This is a genomic window from Bacillus silvicola (assembly GCF_050524305.1).
GTDB lineage: Bacteria > Bacillota > Bacilli > Bacillales > Bacillaceae_G > Bacillus_A > Bacillus_A cereus_AT.
This window is the reverse complement of sequence record NZ_JBNGVC010000012.1, coordinates 782,099-802,286: the sequence shown is the minus strand read 5'-3', so window position 1 is coordinate 802,286 and position 20,188 is coordinate 782,099. Positions and strand designations below refer to the sequence as shown.

The window sequence follows — 20,188 nt, the reverse complement described above, 5'->3', positions numbered from 1 at the left end:
ACATTCTTTTCGACAAATTAAAACATAGACTTTATAATTTTCTATGTAACGGTAACAACCTATTTACAAGTAGGTTGTTATTTTTTTACGATAGGGAAGAAATAATCGTAACAAGGTGGAACAACATATTGGTACTGACGAGCTGAAAATTCTATTTCAGTAGAATAAGTTTGAAAAAGAAAGAGGACGAGTCATATGCTAAAAGGGAAAAAGATACTTCTATGTGTAACAGGAGGCATTGCAGTTTTTAAGGCAGCTGCGTTAACGAGTAAATTGACACAAGCGGGTGCTACTGTAAAAGTAATGATGAGTGAATCGGCAATGAAGTTTGTTACACCTCTTACATTTCAAGCGCTTTCTCGCCACGATGTATATACGGATACGTTTGATGAAAAAGACTCAGCGGTTATCGCTCACATTGATTTAGCGGATTGGGCAGATGTTGTACTTGTGGCACCTGCTACAGCGAATTGCATTGGGAAGTTAGCGAATGGTATTGCGGATGATATGATAACGACTACGTTGTTGGCTACTACAGCTCCAGTTTGGATTGCGCCTGCTATGAATGTGCATATGTATGAAAATAAAATTGTTCAAAAAAATATGATGACGTTAAAAGCGTTAGGATATACATTTATTGAGCCTGGCGAAGGCTTTTTAGCATGCGGTTATGTAGCTAAGGGAAGACTGGAAGAACCTGAGGTGATTATTGGAAGGTTAGAAGAGGTTTTCTCAGAACAAAAACCATTGCAAGGAAAGCGAATATTAATAACGGCTGGCCCGACACGTGAAAAGATTGACCCAGTCCGTTTTATGACGAATTTTTCTTCTGGAAAGATGGGGTATGCGATTGCAGAAGTTGCAGCAAGCTTAGGTGCTGATGTCATACTTGTGTCAGGACCGACAGCATTAAATCCGCCATTACATGTAACAACAAGACAAGTAGAATCTGCACAAGATATGTTAGAGGCAGTTCTTCAACATTATCAGAATGTAGATGTTGTTATCAAGACAGCGGCAGTTGCAGATTATCGCCCAAAATATGTTCACGATAATAAAATGAAAAAGCAAAATGGCGATGCTGTTATTGAATTGGAAAGAACAGTAGATATTTTAAGAACATTAGGTGAGAAAAAAGAGCGACAGTTACTTATTGGATTTGCAGCTGAAACGACGAATATAGAAGAATATGCGACGAAAAAATTACGCGAGAAAAATGCAAATATGATTGTTGCGAACGATGTGAAGGCGCAAGGAGCTGGCTTTGGTACAGATACGAATATTGTAACAATGTATAGAAAAGATGGAGAGATTATTGAGTTACCACTTTTAACAAAGAAAGAAGTGGCTCGTGAAATATTAAAGCAAATCGAAATGATGTTAGAAGATGATTGTGTATGAAGTTTGCAAGTGTAATTGTTGATGTACCAGCACGTCAAACAGATCGGCCGTTTGATTATATCATCCCTAAAAAATGGGAAGATATCGTGCAAACAGGAATGCGTGTAGTAGTTCCATTCGGTCCAAGAAAATTGCAAGGCTTTATTATTGGCATAAAGGACTCGGCTGAGGTAGAAAGTAAAAAATTAAAGGCACTCCATGAAATATTAGATGTTACTCCGGTTTTAAATGAGGAATTATTAAGGCTTGGATATTGGCTTACAAGTGAAACGTTATGTTATATGATTTCAGCTTTTCAAGTGATGCTTCCGACAGCGATAAAAGCGACGTATAAAAAACGGATACAACTTCGTAAACAAGAAGAAGTAGCACCTGAACTACTGTTTTTATTTCAAAACAAAGAGGCGATAGATTGGGAAGCGATTGAGACGCAGCCGCATCTATACCGCACTATTCAACAAGAAATTAAAAATGGCACGATTGAAGTTGTTTATCAGGTAAAGGATAAAGTGCAAAAGAAAAAACAAAGAGTAGTACAGCCGGAGTTGCCAGAAGATAAATTAGAATTAGCGGCATTTGAACTGAAAAGTAAAAAACAACAAGATGTACTCTATTATTTTGTGGAAAATTATAAAAGTGTACCGTTGAAAGTGATAACAGAAGAGTTGCAAATAACAGATGCTCCAATAAAAGCACTTGTTAAAAAGGGACTAATCTCAGAAAAGTATGTGGAAGTATATCGGAATCCATATGACGATGATGATTTTGAACAAACGAAACCATTTCCGCTTACTGAGGAGCAAAAGCAAGTTATTACACCGATCTTATCATCAATTGCAAATGAAACTTATAATCCATTTTTACTATATGGTGTTACAGGAAGTGGGAAGACAGAAGTATATTTACAATCTATAGCAGCGGTGTTGAAAAAGGGAAAAGAAGCTATTGTACTTGTTCCGGAAATCGCGTTAACGCCTCAGATGGTAGATCGTTTCAAAGGTAGGTTCGGTTCGCAAGTTGCGGTTCTTCATAGTGCGCTTTCAGTTGGTGAAAAATATGATGAATGGCGAAAGATTTTAAGAAAAGAAGTGAAAGTTGTAGTTGGTGCACGTTCAGCTATTTTTGCTCCTTTTGAAAATTTAGGAATTATCATTATAGATGAAGAGCATGAATCGAGTTATAAGCAAGAAGATAATCCGAGATATCATGCAAGAGATGTAGCGGTGTGGAGAGGGCAATATCATAAGTGCCCAATCGTTCTTGGAAGTGCAACCCCAACACTTGAATCATTTGCTAGAGCAAAAAAGGGTGTCTATGAGTTGCTGACGATGGAGAAACGTATGAATGAACAAGCTTTGCCGACCGTAGAAATTGTAGATATGCGTGAAGAACTTCGTGATGGAAATCGCTCAATGTTTTCAAAGGCACTACATGAGAAAATAGCAGATCGATTAGAAAAGAAAGAACAAATGGTTCTCTTTTTAAATAGAAGGGGACATTCTACGTTTGTGATGTGCCGTGATTGTGGATATGTCGTACAATGTCCGCATTGTGATATTTCGTTGACATACCACAAAATGAATCATCGTTTAAAATGTCATTATTGTAGCCATGAGGAAAGTATGCCAACAGAGTGTCCGGCTTGTAATAGTACATACATTCGTTTTTTTGGTACTGGTACACAAAAGGTAGAAGAAGAAATCACAAAACTATTTCCACAGGCGCGAGTCATTCGAATGGACGTAGATACAACAAGCCGTAAAGGAATGCATGAAAAATTACTAAAGGCATTTGGGGAAGAGAAAGCAGATATATTACTGGGAACACAAATGATTGCAAAAGGACTTGATTTTCCGAAAGTGACGCTTGTAGGTGTATTAACGGCAGATACGATGCTGCACTTACCTGATTTCCGAGCGAGTGAAAAGACCTATCAGCTATTGACGCAAGTGAGTGGACGTGCTGGAAGGCATGAATTGCCAGGGGAAGTTGTAATTCAAACGTATACACCGGAACATTACAGTGTAGAATTAGCAAAGAATCAGCAATATGATGTGTTTTTTGAACATGAAATGCAAATGAGACGAACAAGACAATATCCGCCGTATTATTACGTTGTGCTTGTAACCGTATCTCATCCAGAATTATTAAAGGCAGTCCAAGTGACGGAAAAAATTGTCGGTCATTTACGAACGCATTGCTCACAGCAAACAATGGTATTAGGCCCAGTTGCTTCAGCGATTCCAAGGATAAAAGATAGATATCGTTACCAATGCATGATAAAATACAAACGGGAACCAAACTTAAAGAACGTGCTCAAAATGGTAAATGAACATTATCAAGCAGAAATGCAAAAAGAGCTACAAATCTCAATTGATTTTAATCCAACAATGTTAATGTAGCGGAGGGAAATATGGCAGTTTTAGAAATTGTAAAGCATCCAAATGAAGTATTAGAAACACCATGCGAAAGAGTAATTAACTTTGATAAAAAGTTAGTGAAATTGTTAAAAGATATGCATGAAACAATGTTAATTGCAGATGGCGTTGGTTTAGCTGCACCACAAGTAGGTGTGAGCTTACAAGTTGCTGTTGTTGATATCGGTGATGATACGGGTAAAATAGAATTAATAAATCCGGTTATTTTAGAAAAACGTGGTGAACAAGTAGGTCCCGAAGGCTGCTTAAGCTTTCCGGGACTTTATGGTGAAGTGGAGCGTGCAGATTACATTAAAGTGCGTGCGCAAAATCGTCGTGGGAAAATATTCTTATTAGAAGCAAAAGACTTCTTAGCGCGTGCGATTCAGCATGAAATCGATCATTTACATGGTGTTTTATTTACATCTAAAGTGACGAGATATTATGAAGAAAACGAATTAGAATAGGTGTTAAAAGGAGCGGTTTTTGAATGATAAAAGTAGTATTTATGGGAACACCGGACTTTTCTGTACCGGTGCTTCGTCGTCTTATCGAGGATGGATATGACGTAGTGGGTGTTGTAACACAACCGGATCGTCCAGTAGGTAGAAAAAAGGTTTTAACGCCTACTCCAGTTAAAGTTGAAGCAGAGAAACATGGTATTCCGGTGCTACAGCCACTGAAAATTCGTGAACAAGACGAATATGAAAAAGTATTAGCACTAGAGGCAGATTTAATTGTAACAGCTGCGTTCGGTCAGATTGTACCAAACGAAATTTTAGAAGCACCAAAGTACGGATGTATTAATGTCCATGCATCATTACTTCCAGAGCTTCGCGGTGGTGCACCGATTCATTATGCGATTATGGAAGGAAAAGCGAAAACAGGCATTACAATTATGTATATGGTAGAAAAATTAGATGCTGGTGATATCTTAACGCAAGTAGAAGTGGAAATTGACGAGCGTGAAACGACGGGCTCGTTATTCGATAAGTTAAGTGAAGCAGGTGCACATCTTCTATCTAAAACAGTACCTTTATTAATCCAAGGTAAGCTAGAACCAATTAAACAAAATGAAGATGAAGTAACGTTCGCATATAATATAAAACGTGAGCAAGAGAAAATTGATTGGACAAAAACAGGTGAAGAAGTATACAATCACATTCGCGGATTGAATCCATGGCCAGTTGCTTATACAACTTTAGCAGGACAAGTTGTAAAAGTATGGTGGGGAGAGAAAGTTTCTATGGCAGAGAAAGCTGAACCAGGTACAATAGTCGCTCATGAAGAAGATGGATTTGTTGTTGCAACAGGTAATGAGACAGGTGTTAAAATTACTGAATTACAACCGTCTGGTAAAAAGCGCATGAGTTGTTCACAGTTTTTACGTGGAACAAAACCTGAAATTGGCACGAAGTTAGGAGAAAATGAATGAGACAAAATGTTCGTGAGTTAGCTCTTGATGGTTTAATTCAAGTAGAAAAAAGTGGCGCATATAGCAACTTACTTTTAAATAACCTGATTGAAAAAAGTGCAATTGATAGAAAAGATATAGGCTTATTAACTGAAATTGTATATGGAACAATTCAACGTCGTGACACATTAGACTACTATTTACAACCATTTTTAAAAAAGAAGGTTGAGGCTTGGGTAAGAGTGTTGCTTCGCCTATCTTTATATCAAATGCTATATTTAGACCGAGTTCCAGAAAGAGCGGCTATTCATGAAGCTGTTGAGATTGCGAAACGTCGTGGGCATAAAGGGATTTCAGGCATGGTGAACGGAGTATTACGTTCAATTCAGCGAGAAGGTGTACCGTCGTTAGAAGAAATCAAGGATCCGGTAGAACGTCTTGCGATTACAACGAGTCATCCAGCTTGGCTTGTACAAGACTGGGTATCTGAATACGGTTTAGAGACAGCAGGGAAAATGTGTGAAGTAAATATGTTACCACCTGTACCGACAGCACGTGTGAATGTTGATAAAGTTACGGTGGAAGAAGCGATTGGGCTATTAGCAAACGAGGGTATAGAAGCGAAACGTGGCGATTTGTCAGATGATGCAATTCAAATTGAAAGAGGGAATGTAGCGCATACAGAAGCGTTTAAAAAAGGATTTCTCTCTATTCAAGATGAAAGCTCTATGCTGGTGGCACGTGCTTTAGAACCAAATGAGGGCGATGCAGTCCTTGATAGTTGTGCTGCCCCAGGCGGGAAAACAACGCATATTGCAGAGCGATTAAAGGGAACTGGTAAGGTAATGTCCCTTGATTTACATGCACATAAAGTGCGTTTAATTAGACAACAAGCAGATCGACTTGGTCTAGAAAATGTAGAAACAAAGGCATTAGATGCTAGAAAAGTTCAAGAGCATTTTGAAAATGAAACCTTTGATAAAATATTAGTAGATGCGCCATGTTCAGGATTCGGTGTTATAAGACGTAAACCTGATATTAAGTTAGGGAAAGATAAGGGCGATAGTGAACGATTATCAACGATTCAATTTGCGATATTAGACAAAATAGCACCATTATTAAAACAAGGTGGTCGCCTTGTTTATAGTACGTGTACAATTGAAAAAATAGAAAATGAACAAGTAATAGAACGTTTTTTACAAGAGCATCCTGAATTTGAGTGGGATACTACGATAAAAGAACGTATGCCAGAAAAATTAAGTCCGTACATTGATGAAGGTCAAGTACAAATTTTACCGCATTATTTTGCAACAGATGGCTTTTATATTGCTTGTTTAAGAAAGAAGGTGTAGCATCATGGAAACAACTGTAAAAAAACAAAAGAAAAATCTAGAAACAAAGAAACCGTCAATTTACTCTTTACAACTTCATGAAATGCAAGATTGGTTAAAGGAACAAGGGGAACCTAAATTCCGTGCAGGGCAAATTTTTGATTGGTTATATAAAAAACGTGTAAAAAATTATGAGGATATGTCAAACCTTTCTAAAGGATTGCGCGATAAATTGTCGAATTCCTTTGATATTACTACTTTAAATACATTAGTAAAACAAACGTCTTCGGATGGAACAATTAAATTCTTATTCCAGTTATACGATGGATACTCTATTGAAACGGTATTAATGCGACATGAATATGGAAATTCGATCTGTGTAACAACACAGGTTGGTTGCCGAATTGGCTGTACGTTCTGTGCTTCTACACTTGGTGGGCTAAAACGAAACCTAGAAGCTGGAGAAATTGTAGCGCAAGTAGTAGAAGTTCAGCGTGCGCTTGATGAAACAGAAGAGCGTGTAAGTTCTCTTGTTGTTATGGGAATTGGAGAGCCGTTTGATAATTATGACAACTTAATGTCATTCTTACGCATTGTAAATCATGAAAAAGGAATTCATATTGGCGCAAGGCATATGACAGTTTCAACAAGTGGAATTGTTCCAAAAATTTATAAGTTCGCTGAAGAAGATATGCAAATCAATTTTGCGATTTCATTGCATTCTGCAAATACAGAGTTACGTTCAAAATTAATGCCGATTAACCGTGCTTATAAGCTACCAGATTTAATGGAAGCTGTTAAATACTATGTAAATAGAACAGGGCGTCGTATTACGTTTGAATATGGCTTATTTGGAGGGGAAAATGACCAAGTTGAGCAAGCGGAAGAACTTGCTGCGCTCTTAAAAGGTGTAAAATGTCATGTAAACTTAATTCCGGTAAACTACGTGCCAGAACGTGATTATGTACGTACGCCACGAGAGCAAATTTTCTTATTTGAAAAGACGCTAAAAGATCGTGGAGTGAATGTAACAATTCGCCGTGAACAAGGTCATGATATTGATGCAGCCTGCGGTCAGTTGCGTGCAAAGGAGCGCAAAGAAGAGACGAGGTGACGAGATGAAAGCCGTGTTTCTATCGGATAAAGGGAAAGTTCGTCAACATAATGAAGATAGTGCAGGAGTTTTTCACAATTTAGATGGAAATATTTTAGCGGTAGTAGCAGATGGAATGGGAGGTCATCGAGCTGGCGATGTAGCTAGTTCGATGGCTATTCAATTATTCCATGATTATTGGAAGCAAACGCATAATATGAATGAGCCTAAAAAAGTAGAAAAGTGGTTACATACTAACGTTGGAATTATTAATGAGCGTATATATGCTTACTCTAAGCAGCATGTTGAATGTAATGGCATGGGAACAACGGTTATCGTAGCGATTTGTACACCTAGTTTTGTAACAATAGGTCATATAGGAGATAGTCGTTGTTATATGGTATCAGAGGGAGAAATGTCGCTTATAACGGAAGATCACTCACTTGTAAATGAACTTGTTAGGCACGGTGAAATTTCAAAAGAAGATGCAGAATATCACCCGAAAAAGAATGTTCTATTAAGAGCGTTAGGTACAGAAGAAACAGTTGGATTAGATGTTAAAACATTAGTTCTAGAAGAAGATGATCAATTGCTTCTTTGCTCTGATGGATTGTCTAACAAAGTCCCTATGGCTGATATGCAACAAATTTTACAATTGAATGAACAGCTCGAGGCGAAGGGAGAGCATTTCATTCAATTAGCAAATGATCGTGGTGGAGAAGATAATATCACCCTCGTTATTATTGATTATGCGGATTCGGCAAACGAAAGTAGGTGAAGTGCAACGTGCTGATTGGAAAACGCTTAAATGACCGTTATAAGCTGCTGAAAATGATTGGCGGTGGAGGAATGGCCAATGTATATTTAGCTCATGATGAAATACTTGGCCGAGATGTAGCGGTAAAAATATTAAGACTCGACTATTCAAATAATGAAGAGTTTATTAAACGTTTCCATCGAGAAGCGCAATCTGTTACAACGTTGTCGCATCCAAATATTGTGAATATGTATGATGTTGGGGAAGAGGATGGTATATATTATCTTGTAATGGAATATGTACCTGGACGAACATTGAAGCAATACATAATTGATCGAGGGATGTTACCGATAGGAGAAGCTCTTGATATAATGGAGCAGTTAACGTCCGCCATGGCACACGCCCATCATTTTGAGATTGTGCATCGTGATATAAAGCCGCACAATATTTTGATTCGAGATGATGGAGTGATAAAAGTCACAGACTTTGGAATTGCGACAGCTACAAGTGCAACAACAATTACACATACAAATTCGGTGCTCGGTTCTGTACATTATTTATCACCAGAACAAGCACGTGGTGGTATAGCGAATAAACAATCAGATATTTATTCACTTGGGATTGTTATGTTTGAATTGTTAACAGGAAGACAACCGTTTTCGGGTGAATCTGCTGTTGCAATAGCTTTAAAACATCTACAAAATGAAATACCATCTCCAAAAAGATGGAATGAAAATATTCCACAAAGTGTTGAAAATATTATATTAAAGGCAACTGCGAAAGATCCGTTCCATCGATATCAATCTGCTAACGCGATGAAACGGGATATTGAAACAGCGCTATATCCAGAAAGAATAAATGAACAACCATTTTACATACCAGAAGATATGGAAGCAACGAAAGCGATTCCAATCATTCAACAAGAACAATTATTCCAAAATGTGAGTGATGAAACAATTGTGCTAAAAGGAAGTAAAGTGGATGAACAAGCAAGAAAAGAAGAGACCGAATCAGGTAAGAAGAAAAAGCGCAGTAACAAATGGCTGAAGGTTTTAATTACAACATTTTTACTTTTAGCGATAGGGATAACATTAGCGCTTACTGTTATTCCAGGCTTCTTTATTCCGAAAGATGTGAAGGTTCCTGATGTGGCTGGTATGAAGTATACGACAGCTGTAAATACATTAGTTGAAAAAGGCTTTGAAGTTACAGAACCTAACATTGTATATACAGATAATGTTGAAGTGGGAAAAGTGATAAAAACAGATCCAATAGCCGGAAGAGTAGTGAAAGAAAGCTCTAAAATCACTATCTATCAATCAGGTGGAAAAAAGAAAAGTAAAATGAGTGACTTCACAGGAAAAGATTTCGAGAGTATAAGAGCTGAGTTAGAAGAAAAATATAAACAGGTTACCATTAATTTTATTGAAAATGATAAGCCGAAAGGTGAAATCGTAGAGCAAATACCAACGCCTGATCAAATGGTAGTAGAGGCAGAACAAGAACTGAAGATTTGGGTAAGTAAAGGGCCTTATCAAATTAGGCCAGGTGATTTTTCAGGATGGACTGAAAATAGTGTAAAAGGTTACTTAAATGAAAGAAAGCTTGTTTCTGATATAAAAAGGGAGTATTCAGATACTGTTGAAAAGGGACTTGTTATTTCTCAATTTCCAAAACCTGGGACACCTTTAAAAGAAGGAGATAAAGTAACGATTGTTATCTCTGATGGTCCGAAGCCCAAAGTGACGAAAACAGTAAAAGTGGATAATATTTCTATCCCATATGAAGCTTCTGCAACAGGTGAGAAAAAACCGCAAACAATAGAAATTTATAAAGAAGATATGCAGCAAAAAATGGATAGACCAGTTGAAACGAGAACGATTACTGAGTCAGCGACTATTTCTTTAGAATTTGTAATTCAAGAAGGTTCAAAGGGACATTATAAAATTGTTCGAGATGGAGTAACGATTATAGAAAAAGAAGTACCATATCCAGCTCAATAATAATGGATTCCATTCTTGTTTAATAGAGGATGGAATTTGTCCTGCTATCTGTTGGTAGTAAGACTCCCGCCTCAAAATTCGGCTGTAAAGCAAAGAAGGTAGACAGGAATTGACTGCCCGTAAAAGCCCGATTGGTGAGGGCTTTTACTAATCAGAGGGGATCGATAAAACCCCAATGATCAAAGTTTCACTTTATTACTCTTGCCTGTTATCTGTCTATATAATGGATGGTATAGCAGGCAAAAATATATGATTCAAAAGCTATAAAGGTGATATGATTGTGAATAATATTTTGAATGTGATGGTAGTTTAAATATATTAACTGGGTGTATATTTAGTTAGTTTTTAAATAATTGTTTAAAGAACTCTAGTCAATTCATTATTAATTACAGTTTCACTTTATACAAAATAAAGGAGAATTATATGCCAGAAGGAAAAATTGTAAAAGCTCTAAGTGGGTTTTATTATGTGCAGCATGAAGAAGGAATTACACAATGTCGCGGGCGTGGTGTATTTAGAAAGAATAAAATTACGCCACTTGTAGGAGACCAAGTCGTTTTTCAAGCAGATAATCCGAGTGAAGGATATGTGTTAGAAGTATTTGATCGAAAAAACGAACTTGTTAGACCTCCTATTGCTAATGTTGATCAAGCGATTCTCGTTTTCTCTGCAGTAGAACCAGATTTTAATCCCGGACTGTTAGATCGATTTTTAGTACAAATTGAATATCATAATATTAAGCCGATTATTTGTATTAGTAAGATGGATTTAGTGAATGAAAAAATGAAGGAAACTGTTGAAGCTTTTGCAAATGATTATCGTGAAATGGGTTATGATGTATTGTTTACTTCTATAAATACATCGGAAAGTATCGATATTTTGAAACCATTCTTAGAGGGCTGTGTTTCTGTCGTTGCAGGACAATCTGGTGTTGGAAAATCTTCAATGTTAAACGTTTTACGTCCAGATTTAGAATTGAAAACAAATGATATTTCTTCACATTTAGGGCGCGGGAAACATACGACAAGACACGTGGAATTAATTACAGTTGGGAGCGGACTTGTTGCGGATACACCTGGTTTTAGTTCGCTTGATTTCATAGATATAGAGGTAGAAGATCTTACATATTGTTTTCCAGAGTTGAAAGAAGCGAGCCAATACTGTAAATTTAGAGGGTGTACACATCTTTCTGAGCCGAAATGTGCGGTGAAAGTTGCGGTTGAAGAAGGAAAGATAACCGAGTATCGTTATAAGAATTACAAACAATTCGTAGAAGAAATTAGAGAGAGAAAGCCGAGGTATTAGTCATGATTAAAATTGCGCCATCGATTTTATCAGCAGATTTTTCAAAATTAGGGGAAGAAATTAAAGATGTAGAAAAAGGTGGAGCTGATTACATTCACGTCGATGTAATGGATGGACATTTCGTACCAAATATTACGATTGGACCATTAATTGTAGAAGCTATCCGTCCGATTACATCATTACCATTAGATGTACATTTAATGATTGAAAATCCTGATAACTATATCCCGACTTTCGCAAAAGCGGGAGCGGATATTATTACTGTTCATGTAGAGGCGTGTCCTCATCTACATCGTACAATTCAGTTAATTAAATCTCATGGCATTAAAGCAGGGGTTGTATTGAATCCGCATACGCCAGTTTCGGTGATTGAACATGTATTAGAAGATATAGATATGGTATTACTAATGACAGTAAATCCTGGATTTGGTGGACAGAAGTTTATTCATTCTGTATTACCGAAGATTAAAGAAGTTGCAGAAATGGTTAAAGAGCGAAATCTAGAAGTAGAAATTGAAGTTGATGGTGGTGTAAACGCTGAAACGGCAAGACTTTGTGTTGAAGCAGGAGCGAATGTTCTTGTAGCGGGATCAGCAGTATACAATCAAAAAGACCGCGGTGAAGCAATTCGTATAATTCGTGGATAAAGAATGAATGGCCTTTATTCTAGTGAAGCATCTAGTTAATTAAGACTTCACTATTTTATACAGGATAGAGCGAAAAATAAGGAGAAAGGCAATCTACCGAATGGCAGATTGCCTTTTTACAATAGAAAGGGAAGAAAAAATGATTGTTCATATTTTGGCAGGAGGACCTGTAGAATACTGCGCAGATTTTTCTCGATATGAAAATGAAGAAGTAGTGTGGGCGGCGGTTGATAGGGGAGTGTACCGTTTGTTAAAAAGTGGAATCACTCCAGCCGTTGCATTTGGAGATTACGATTCGGTTACTGAGGATGAGTTAGCATGGATGAGGCAGCAAACAAATGAGTTACATATTGTTCCGCGAGAAAAAGATCAAACAGATTTAGAAATTGCAATTAGCTGGGCTTTAGAACAAAAACCGAAATTCATTCGTATTTTTGGCGCGACTGGTGGAAGGCTTGATCATGGTTTGGCAAATATACAAATGCTTTTAAAAGGTTTAGCGGCAGAGATAGAAATGTGTATTGTAGACAATAAAAATGAAATAACAGTAAAAAAAGTTGGTAAACATATAATTGAAGAAAATGAAAACTTTCCTTATGTATCCTTTGTACCGGTTACTGAAATAGTTGAAGGTATTACATTACGTGGATTTAAGTACTCTCTTACTAACAAAACAATAGAGTGGGGATCGACACTTTGTATTAGTAATGAACTCATTGTGGAAAAAGGTAATTTTTCATTTACTTCTGGCATATTAATGATGATAAGAAGCACTGATTGAAGAAACAATTTTGCTCCTTGCATCATATAGTAAACAAGTGGAGTAATGGGGATTAGGAGGGAAACCATGAGATTTTATACAATTAAGTTACCTAAATTTCTTGGTGGAATTGTACGTGCGATGTTAAATACCTTCAAAAAAGACTAAAAAAAGCACCTATTACCGGTGCTTTTTCCATTGGTATAATAAAAAAAGAGCCTAGCGGCTCTTTTTTTTATTATTAAACACGTTCGATTTTGCCAGATTTTAATGCTCTAGCAGAAACGTAAACACGTTGAACTTTTCCGTCGATGCGTACGCGAACTTTTTGAAGGTTAGCGCCCCATTTACGTTTTGTAGCGTTCATTGCGTGAGAACGAGAGTTACCAGAACGAGCTTTTCTTCCAGTGATAGCACAAACACGAGCCATTTATATTTCCCTCCCTTGATACCTTACCATGCGTAATTTTTCAATGTTAGCCTTTTTTGCGATGCTAAAAACACTACTATAATTTAACACAACTAAAAAGAGAATGCAACACCGTAGAAAAAAGAAATCAAGAAAAATTACTTGACACCATATATCAATGAAGAAAAGCTGAAATCAAGAAAAATTGCTTGACATATTATAGTGGTACATGTTGTATAATAACAATGGACTATTTTGCTCATCATAGAAAAGTGTAGTATAAACATAAAATATGAGAGTGAAAAGAAAGAACGATGGAATTTTCTTTAAAAAGATTATATGATAGTAACTAAAGTAGTCTAGCTCACTTTCACCATTTATGAAGGGGGAAACGAGATGTCAATTGAAATTAAAACGAAGTACGGTCAAATTGATATTAGTACAGATGTAATTGCAACAATTGCTGGAGGTGCCGCAGTAGATTGCTACGGTATCGTAGGTATGGCATCAAAAAATCAGTTAAAAGATGGATTAACAGACATTTTACGAAAAGAAAACTTCACTAGAGGTGTTATTGTTCGTAAAGATGAAGATGAAGTACATATTGATATGTATATTATTGTGAGCTATGGTACGAAAATTTCAGAAGTAGCACATAACGTGCAGACTAAAGTGAAATATACATTAGATCAAACTGTAGGACTAGCAGTAGATTCTGTAAACATCTACGTACAAGGAGTTAAAGTAATAAACTTGTAATGTGCATTAAGGAGGAAAATCTGTGTCAATTCAAAAAATTGATGGAAAACGTTTATCACAAATGATCATTCAAGGAGCAAATAATTTAACAAATAATGTTCAGCTTGTTGATGCATTAAACGTATTTCCAGTTCCAGATGGCGATACCGGTACAAACATGAACTTATCAATGACTTCAGGCGCACGTGAAGTGAAAGAAAACCCTTCACAGCATGCTGGTAAAGTCGGCGTAAGTTTAGCCAAAGGATTATTAATGGGAGCTCGTGGTAACTCTGGGGTTATTTTATCTCAGTTATTCCGTGGTTTTTCTAAATCCATTGAACAAAAAGAAGAATTAACAACAGTTGATTTTGCTGCAGCTTTAGAAGCTGGAGTAGAGGCAGCATATAAAGCGGTTATGAAACCAATTGAAGGAACGATTTTAACGGTTGCAAGAGAAACGGGTAAATATGCAGTGACAGTTGCGAAAAAACAGCGCGACTTTGTTTTGTTTATGGAAGACGTTGTAAAAGAAGCGAATGCATCGTTAAATCGTACGCCAGATTTATTACCTGTATTAAAACAAGTTGGCGTTGTAGATAGCGGTGGTAAAGGTCTAGTTGTTGTATATGAAGGATTTTTAGCTGACTTAAAAGGAGAAACTATTTCTTCTAATGTGCAGACGCAACCATCTATGAATGACATGGTACGCGCAGAACATCACCGTAGTGTACAAAGCCAATTGAGTACAGAAGATATTAAGTATGGATATTGTACGGAATTCATGGTGAAATTAGAGCCTGAAAAAATGAAGGAACATAATTTCTCTGAACAAAAATTCCGTGAAGATATTAGTGTGTACGGAGATTCACTACTTGTTGTATCAGATGATGAGGTTGTTAAGGTTCATATTCATGCGGAACATCCTGGAGATCCTATGAACTATGGACAACGCTACGGTAGTCTAATTAAGATCAAAGTAGAAAATATGCGTGAACAGCATACGGCTTTATTAGATGAACCTGCTATGGAGCCTGAACAAACGAATCAACCAAAAGAGAAACAACCGTATGGTATTGTGACTGTAGCTATGGGATCTGGTATTAAAACTTTATTTGAGAGCATTGGCGCAACGAAAGTTATCGAAGGTGGCCAAACGATGAATCCAAGTACGGAGGATATCGTGAAGGCGATTGAAGAGGCGAATGCTGAAAAAATCATCATTTTACCAAATAACGGGAATATCGTAATGGCAGCAGAACAAGCAGCTTCAGTAGTAGATCAAGAAGTGATTGTTGTTCGTTCGAAAACAGTTCCTCAAGGTATGGCTGCAATGTTAGCATTTAATCCAGTTGGAACGTTAGAAGAGAATAAAGAAAACATGAACGAAGCTTTATCTCATGTGAAAACAGGTCAAATTACGTATGCTGTTCGTGATACGGAAATTGACGGTGTGGCAATTCAAAAAGATGATTTCATGTGTATTGCAGATGGAAAAATCGTATCAACAAACGCTGAAAAAGTAGGAGCTGCGAAGCAATTACTAGAAGCACTAATTGATGAGGATTCTGAAATCGTAACGATTCTACAAGGTGAAGATGCAACAGACGAAGAAGTGGCTGAATTAGTTGCGTTTGTTGAAGAGAACTTTGAAGATGCAGAAGTAGAAGTACATGCAGGGAACCAACCGGTGTATTCTTTCATCTTCTCTGTAGAATAAGAAAAGATTCGTTTTAAAAATAAATGGATTACTTACTTGCTAATGGATGAAAAGTAGTGATATGAAATTTATTACTAGTTTTTATTCAAAAGGCTAGCATATTGATGATAGAAAAGAGCCTTGCTGCTAATAGTGAGGCTCTTTTCTTACGTGTTGTATATCTTTGTTTTGTCCCTCTATTTGTGGGTAGTAAAATTTCCGCCCCTAAATTCGGCTGGAGCAAAGAAGTTAGGTGGGAGATTAACTGCCCGTAAAAGCCCGATTGGTGAGGGCTAATAATCAGTGGGGGATGAACAACCCCCCCACTGATTATAGTTTCACTTTATATAGAGGGATTAGAGTAGTTTCTCTTAGAATGCCTATGATAGAATATATAGGGTGAAAGAGAGCGATTATAGATGTCGATGATGTTAATGGAGAATCTATAGAATGAATCGAAGAAAATAATGTGACGGAGCGTGAGAATCTTGAATGAAGTTGTACAAGTTCCTGTTACGGATGTAAAGGGAATCGGAGGAGAAACATCTGAGTTATTACACGAGATGGGAATTTATACAGTTTCTCATCTATTAGAATATTTTCCGTACCGTTATGAAGACTATGCGATGAAAGATCTTGCTGAAGTGAAGCATGATGAGCGTGTGACGGTTGAAGGGAAAGTACATAGCGCTCCTTTACTTCAATATTATGGAAAGAAAAAGTCGCGTCTTACAGTTCGTGTTCTTGTCGGGCGTTATTTAATTACAGCCGTATGTTTTAATAGACCATATTATAAACAAAAGTTAAAGCTAGATGAGACGGTAACGATTACTGGTAAATGGGATCAGCATCGCCAAACGATCGCTGTATCAGAACTTCACTTTGGACCGGTTGTGCGTCAACAAGAAGTAGAGCCAGTGTATTCAGTGAAAGGGAAGTTGACAGTAAAGCAGATGCGCCGTTTTATTGCCCAGGCTTTAAAGGAATATGGAGACTCTATAATTGAAGTGTTACCTGACGGTTTGTTAAGTAGGTATAAATTATTACCACGTTATGAAGCGCTCAGGGCGTTACATTTTCCAGTGGGACAGGAAGACTTAAAGCAAGCGCGGCGCCGTTTTGTATATGAGGAGTTTTTCTTGTTCCAGTTGAAAATGCAAACATTACGGAAAATGGAAAGGGAAAATTCAAAGGGCACGAAAAAAGAAATTTCGTCAGTAGAATTGCAAGAGTTTACTGATGCACTTCCGTTTCCGTTAACTGGCGCACAAAGCCGGGTTGTAGATGAAATAATGAAAGATATGACATCTCCCTATCGCATGAATCGATTATTGCAAGGGGATGTAGGCTCTGGGAAAACAGTTGTTGCTGCGATTGCCCTTTATGGAGCGAAATTAGCTCATTATCAAGGTGCTATGATGGTTCCTACGGAAATTTTAGCTGAACAGCATTATCAGTCGCTCGCTGAGACGTTTTCACATTTCGGTATGAAGGTTGAACTGCTAACAAGTTCTGTTAAAGGTGCGAGACGTCGAGAAATTTTGGCGAGATTAGAGCAAGGGGAAGTAGATATCCTTGTTGGGACGCACGCTTTAATTCAAGATGAAGTTATATTTCATAGGTTAGGTCTTGTTATTACTGATGAACAGCATCGATTTGGTGTAGCGCAGCGCCGGGTTTTACGTGAGAAAGGTGAAAGTCCAGATGTGTTGTTTATGACGGCGACCCCAATCCCGCGTACGTTAGCTATCACTGCATTTGGAGAGATGGACGTTTCTATTATCGATGAAATGCCAGCTGGTAGAAAGGTGATCGAAACGCACTGGGCAAAACATGATATGTTAGATCGTGTTCTCGGTTTTGTGGAGAAAGAGATAAAAAAAGGAAGACAGGCATATGTTATTTGTCCTCTAATTGAAGAGTCTGAGAAGCTTGATGTACAAAATGCTATCGACTTACATAGTATGCTGACTCATCATTATCAAGGGAAATGTCAAGTTGGATTAATGCATGGGAGACTATCATCTCAAGAAAAAGAAGAGATAATGGGACAGTTTAGTGAAAATAAAGTGCAAATTCTTGTATCGACAACAGTTGTTGAAGTAGGTGTGAATGTACCGAATGCGACTGTTATGGTTATTTATGACGCGGAGCGTTTCGGTTTATCGCAGCTTCATCAGCTCAGGGGGCGCGTTGGGCGTGGTAGTGAACAATCATATTGTTTATTAATTGCGGACCCGAAATCAGAAACGGGAAAAGAAAGAATGCGCATTATGACTGAAACAAATGATGGATTTGTATTGTCAGAAAAAGATTTAGAGTTACGAGGTCCTGGAGATTTCTTTGGAAGTAAGCAAAGTGGTCTGCCAGAGTTTAAGGTTGCTGATATGGTACATGATTATCGAGCGTTAGAAACAGCGAGACAAGATGCGGCGATACTAGTTGATTCAGAAGCGTTTTGGCGCAATGATCAGTATGCTTCGTTGCGTGCTTATCTTGACGGAACAGGTGTGTTCCAGGGAGAGAAGCTCGACTAAGAGTAGTCTGCAAAAGTTTTTGTTGCATTCTACTTTTAATGATTATATACTACTGTTAGTACCTAGTCATAAAAATGGATGGTGCGGTATGAAAAAAAGAAGAAGTAAAAAAGAAAGACAAGAATTATTACAACAAACAATAGAAACGAATCCTTTTATAACGGATGAAGATTTAGCGGAAAAATTTCAAGTGAGCATACAAACTGTTCGTCTTGATCGTATGGAATTATCTATTCCTGAATTAAGAGAACGAATTAAGCATGTGGCTACAAAACAACATGAAGAAGATGTGAAATCTTTACCGTTAGAAGAGGTTGTCGGAGAAATTATCGATATAGAATTAGATAGACATGCGATTTCTATCTTTGAAGTAAAGGTAGAACATGTATTTAAAAGAAATCAAATTGCTCGTGGGCATCATTTGTTTGCACAAGCAAACTCACTAGCTGTTGCGGTTATTGATGAAGAATTAGCTTTAACTGCAAAGTCTACCATTCGATACATTCGTCCTGTAAAATTAGGAGAGCGTGTTGTTGCAAAAGCACGTGTTGAAGATGTAGAGAATGATAAAGGACGGACGGTTGTCAAAGTGCGTAGCTTTGTTGGAGAAGAACTTGTTTTCACAGGCACTTTTGAAATGTATCGATCTAGTAATTATAGTGAGGAAGGTAACAACTTATGAAAATCGCAATAGATGCAATGGGCGGCGATCATGCTCCAAAGGCTGTAGTATTAGGAGCAATGAAAGCTATTAAGGAATACCCAGATTTACATATTACGTTAGTAGGGAAAGAAGAGGAAATTCGTCAATACTTAACGAGTGAAGAGCGAATTACTATACTTCATACAGACGAAAAAATCGAATCGACAGATGAACCAGTAAGAGCGGTTCGCCGAAAAAAACAAGCTTCAATGGTACTGGCAGCAGAGCAAGTAAAGAACGGCGTAGCGGATGCTTGTATATCAGCAGGAAGTACAGGAGCTTTAATGGCAGCTGGATTATTTGTTGTTGGTCGTATGGAAGGAATTGAACGACCAGCTTTATCACCTACAATGCCAACTGTTGATGGAGAAGGTTTTGTGATGTTAGATGTTGGAGCAAACGTTGATGCAAAACCAATCCATTTATATCAATATGCAGTAATGGGCTCTGTTTATGCAGAGAAGGTAAGAGGAATTAAAAATCCTCGCGTTGGACTTTTAAACGTTGGAACAGAGGATGGCAAAGGAAACGAGCTTTCAAAACAAGTCTTTGCTATGCTCAAGGATGCACCAATTAATTTTGTTGGAAACGTTGAATCAAGAGATTTATTGCAAGGTGTAGCAGATGTTGTTGTATGTGATGGTTTTACAGGTAACGTAGCTCTAAAATCATTAGAAGGAACAGCACTTGCATTATTCTCTATGTTAAAAGAGCAATTAATGAGTTCGTTTACGAGCAAATTAGCAGCAGCGGTATTAAAACCAAAACTTATGGTATTAAAAGATAAAATGGATTATTCGGAGTATGGAGGAGCGGCATTGTTTGGGTTAAAAGCTCCTGTCATTAAGGCTCACGGTTCTTCAAATGACCAATCGATATTTAGTGCGATTCGTCAAACAAGAGAAATGGTAGCGAAAGAAGTAATTCCTACAATTTCAAATGTAATGGAGAAAGAGCCGCTTCAATAAGAGGAG

Annotated in this window: 18 protein-coding genes; 17 read left to right on the top strand and 1 reads right to left on the bottom strand. The window is 37.4% G+C overall.

Annotated features, from left to right (window positions below; genetic code table 11):
* The first annotated feature begins 195 nt into the window (after positions 1-195).
* The 12 genes from coaBC to spoVM all read left to right on the top strand — a co-directional run bounded on the left by coaBC (position 196) and on the right by spoVM (position 13,296).
* Positions 196-1,401: a bifunctional phosphopantothenoylcysteine decarboxylase/phosphopantothenate--cysteine ligase CoaBC gene (gene coaBC / locus ACP6L7_RS15865; RefSeq protein ID WP_097830942.1), complete on the top strand. Its 1,206-nt coding sequence runs from the start codon at positions 196-198 to the stop codon at positions 1,399-1,401.
* Positions 1,398-3,803 (top strand): primosomal protein N', encoded by a 2,406-nt coding sequence (priA, locus tag ACP6L7_RS15860; protein ID WP_097830943.1) that lies wholly within the window; start codon positions 1,398-1,400, stop codon positions 3,801-3,803. Before coaBC ends, priA begins: the two co-directional genes overlap by 4 nt.
* 11 nt (positions 3,804-3,814) lie before the next feature.
* A complete protein-coding gene (def, locus tag ACP6L7_RS15855) occupies positions 3,815-4,285 on the top strand; it encodes a peptide deformylase (RefSeq protein ID WP_002173124.1) in 471 nt (156 codons plus the stop codon).
* 23 nt (positions 4,286-4,308) lie between these two features.
* Positions 4,309-5,253, top strand: a complete 945-nt coding sequence (gene fmt, locus ACP6L7_RS15850; protein ID WP_097830944.1) for a methionyl-tRNA formyltransferase — start codon at positions 4,309-4,311, stop codon at positions 5,251-5,253.
* Positions 5,250-6,584: a 16S rRNA (cytosine(967)-C(5))-methyltransferase RsmB gene (rsmB, locus tag ACP6L7_RS15845; protein ID WP_097830945.1), complete on the top strand. Its 1,335-nt coding sequence runs from the start codon at positions 5,250-5,252 to the stop codon at positions 6,582-6,584. Before fmt ends, rsmB begins: the two co-directional genes overlap by 4 nt.
* Positions 6,585-6,588: 4 nt before the next feature.
* Entirely contained in the window at positions 6,589-7,677 is a 1,089-nt protein-coding gene (gene rlmN / locus ACP6L7_RS15840) for a dual-specificity RNA methyltransferase RlmN (RefSeq protein WP_000450535.1), read from the top strand.
* A 4-nt stretch (positions 7,678-7,681) separates the two neighbouring features.
* A complete protein-coding gene (locus ACP6L7_RS15835) occupies positions 7,682-8,434 on the top strand; it encodes a Stp1/IreP family PP2C-type Ser/Thr phosphatase (protein ID WP_097830946.1) in 753 nt (250 codons plus the stop codon).
* A gap of 8 nt (positions 8,435-8,442) precedes the next feature.
* Entirely contained in the window at positions 8,443-10,416 is a 1,974-nt protein-coding gene (pknB, locus tag ACP6L7_RS15830; protein ID WP_097830947.1) for a Stk1 family PASTA domain-containing Ser/Thr kinase, read from the top strand.
* A 423-nt stretch (positions 10,417-10,839) separates the two neighbouring features.
* Positions 10,840-11,721 carry a ribosome small subunit-dependent GTPase A gene (rsgA, locus tag ACP6L7_RS15825; protein ID WP_097830948.1) on the top strand — a complete coding sequence of 294 codons (882 nt, stop codon included), beginning with the start codon at positions 10,840-10,842 and terminating at the stop codon, positions 11,719-11,721.
* Positions 11,722-11,723: 2 nt separating this feature from the next.
* Positions 11,724-12,368, top strand: coding sequence for a ribulose-phosphate 3-epimerase (gene rpe / locus ACP6L7_RS15820; RefSeq protein ID WP_000589964.1), 645 nt, complete (start codon positions 11,724-11,726; stop codon positions 12,366-12,368).
* A 100-nt stretch (positions 12,369-12,468) separates the two neighbouring features.
* Positions 12,469-13,149, top strand: coding sequence for a thiamine diphosphokinase (locus tag ACP6L7_RS15815; RefSeq protein WP_141533253.1), 681 nt, complete (start codon positions 12,469-12,471; stop codon positions 13,147-13,149).
* 66 nt (positions 13,150-13,215) lie between these two features.
* Positions 13,216-13,296, top strand: a complete 81-nt coding sequence (spoVM, locus tag ACP6L7_RS15810; protein ID WP_001213599.1) for a stage V sporulation protein SpoVM — start codon at positions 13,216-13,218, stop codon at positions 13,294-13,296.
* Between the two features lie 73 nt (positions 13,297-13,369).
* Here spoVM and rpmB read toward each other — a convergent pair whose 3' ends face one another.
* Positions 13,370-13,558, bottom strand: coding sequence for a 50S ribosomal protein L28 (rpmB, locus tag ACP6L7_RS15805; RefSeq protein WP_000124776.1), 189 nt, complete (start codon positions 13,556-13,558; stop codon positions 13,370-13,372).
* Between the two features lie 375 nt (positions 13,559-13,933).
* Here rpmB and ACP6L7_RS15800 point away from each other — a divergent pair, with 375 nt between their 5' ends.
* From ACP6L7_RS15800 to plsX, 5 genes are all read left to right on the top strand, one after another.
* Positions 13,934-14,296, top strand: coding sequence for an Asp23/Gls24 family envelope stress response protein (locus ACP6L7_RS15800; RefSeq protein ID WP_000021109.1), 363 nt, complete (start codon positions 13,934-13,936; stop codon positions 14,294-14,296).
* A 22-nt stretch (positions 14,297-14,318) separates the two neighbouring features.
* Entirely contained in the window at positions 14,319-15,995 is a 1,677-nt protein-coding gene (locus ACP6L7_RS15795) for a DAK2 domain-containing protein (RefSeq protein WP_097830949.1), read from the top strand.
* Between the two features lie 467 nt (positions 15,996-16,462).
* A complete protein-coding gene (recG, locus tag ACP6L7_RS15790; protein ID WP_430529303.1) occupies positions 16,463-18,511 on the top strand; it encodes an ATP-dependent DNA helicase RecG in 2,049 nt (682 codons plus the stop codon).
* Between the two features lie 88 nt (positions 18,512-18,599).
* Complete coding sequence (gene fapR, locus ACP6L7_RS15785; protein ID WP_000747352.1) at positions 18,600-19,193, top strand: transcription factor FapR; 594 nt, start codon at positions 18,600-18,602, stop codon at positions 19,191-19,193.
* Positions 19,190-20,182, top strand: a complete 993-nt coding sequence (gene plsX, locus ACP6L7_RS15780; protein ID WP_097830951.1) for a phosphate acyltransferase PlsX — start codon at positions 19,190-19,192, stop codon at positions 20,180-20,182. The genes fapR and plsX overlap by 4 nt, the downstream gene beginning before the upstream one ends.
* Positions 20,183-20,188: the final 6 nt, after the last annotated feature.

Bases quoted from the DNA above. Each gene is read 5' to 3' on its own strand.
- plsX (WP_097830951.1), top strand. From the start codon at position 19,190: ATGAAAATCGCAATAGATGCAATGGGCGGCGATCATGCTCCAAAGGCT.
- rpe (WP_000589964.1), top strand. From the start codon at position 11,724: ATGATTAAAATTGCGCCATCGATTTTATCAGCAGATTTTTCAAAATTA.
- rsmB (WP_097830945.1), top strand. From the start codon at position 5,250: ATGAGACAAAATGTTCGTGAGTTAGCTCTTGATGGTTTAATTCAAGTA.
- def (WP_002173124.1), top strand. From the start codon at position 3,815: ATGGCAGTTTTAGAAATTGTAAAGCATCCAAATGAAGTATTAGAAACA.
- spoVM (WP_001213599.1), top strand. From the start codon at position 13,216: ATGAGATTTTATACAATTAAGTTACCTAAATTTCTTGGTGGAATTGTA.
- rsgA (WP_097830948.1), top strand. From the start codon at position 10,840: ATGCCAGAAGGAAAAATTGTAAAAGCTCTAAGTGGGTTTTATTATGTG.
- ACP6L7_RS15800 (WP_000021109.1), top strand. From the start codon at position 13,934: ATGTCAATTGAAATTAAAACGAAGTACGGTCAAATTGATATTAGTACA.
- fapR (WP_000747352.1), top strand. From the start codon at position 18,600: ATGAAAAAAAGAAGAAGTAAAAAAGAAAGACAAGAATTATTACAACAA.
- priA (WP_097830943.1), top strand. From the start codon at position 1,398: ATGAAGTTTGCAAGTGTAATTGTTGATGTACCAGCACGTCAAACAGAT.
- ACP6L7_RS15835 (WP_097830946.1), top strand. From the start codon at position 7,682: ATGAAAGCCGTGTTTCTATCGGATAAAGGGAAAGTTCGTCAACATAAT.
- coaBC (WP_097830942.1), top strand. From the start codon at position 196: ATGCTAAAAGGGAAAAAGATACTTCTATGTGTAACAGGAGGCATTGCA.
- rpmB (WP_000124776.1), bottom strand. From the start codon at position 13,558: ATGGCTCGTGTTTGTGCTATCACTGGAAGAAAAGCTCGTTCTGGTAAC.
- rlmN (WP_000450535.1), top strand. From the start codon at position 6,589: ATGGAAACAACTGTAAAAAAACAAAAGAAAAATCTAGAAACAAAGAAA.
- fmt (WP_097830944.1), top strand. From the start codon at position 4,309: ATGATAAAAGTAGTATTTATGGGAACACCGGACTTTTCTGTACCGGTG.
- ACP6L7_RS15815 (WP_141533253.1), top strand. From the start codon at position 12,469: ATGGCAGATTGCCTTTTTACAATAGAAAGGGAAGAAAAAATGATTGTT.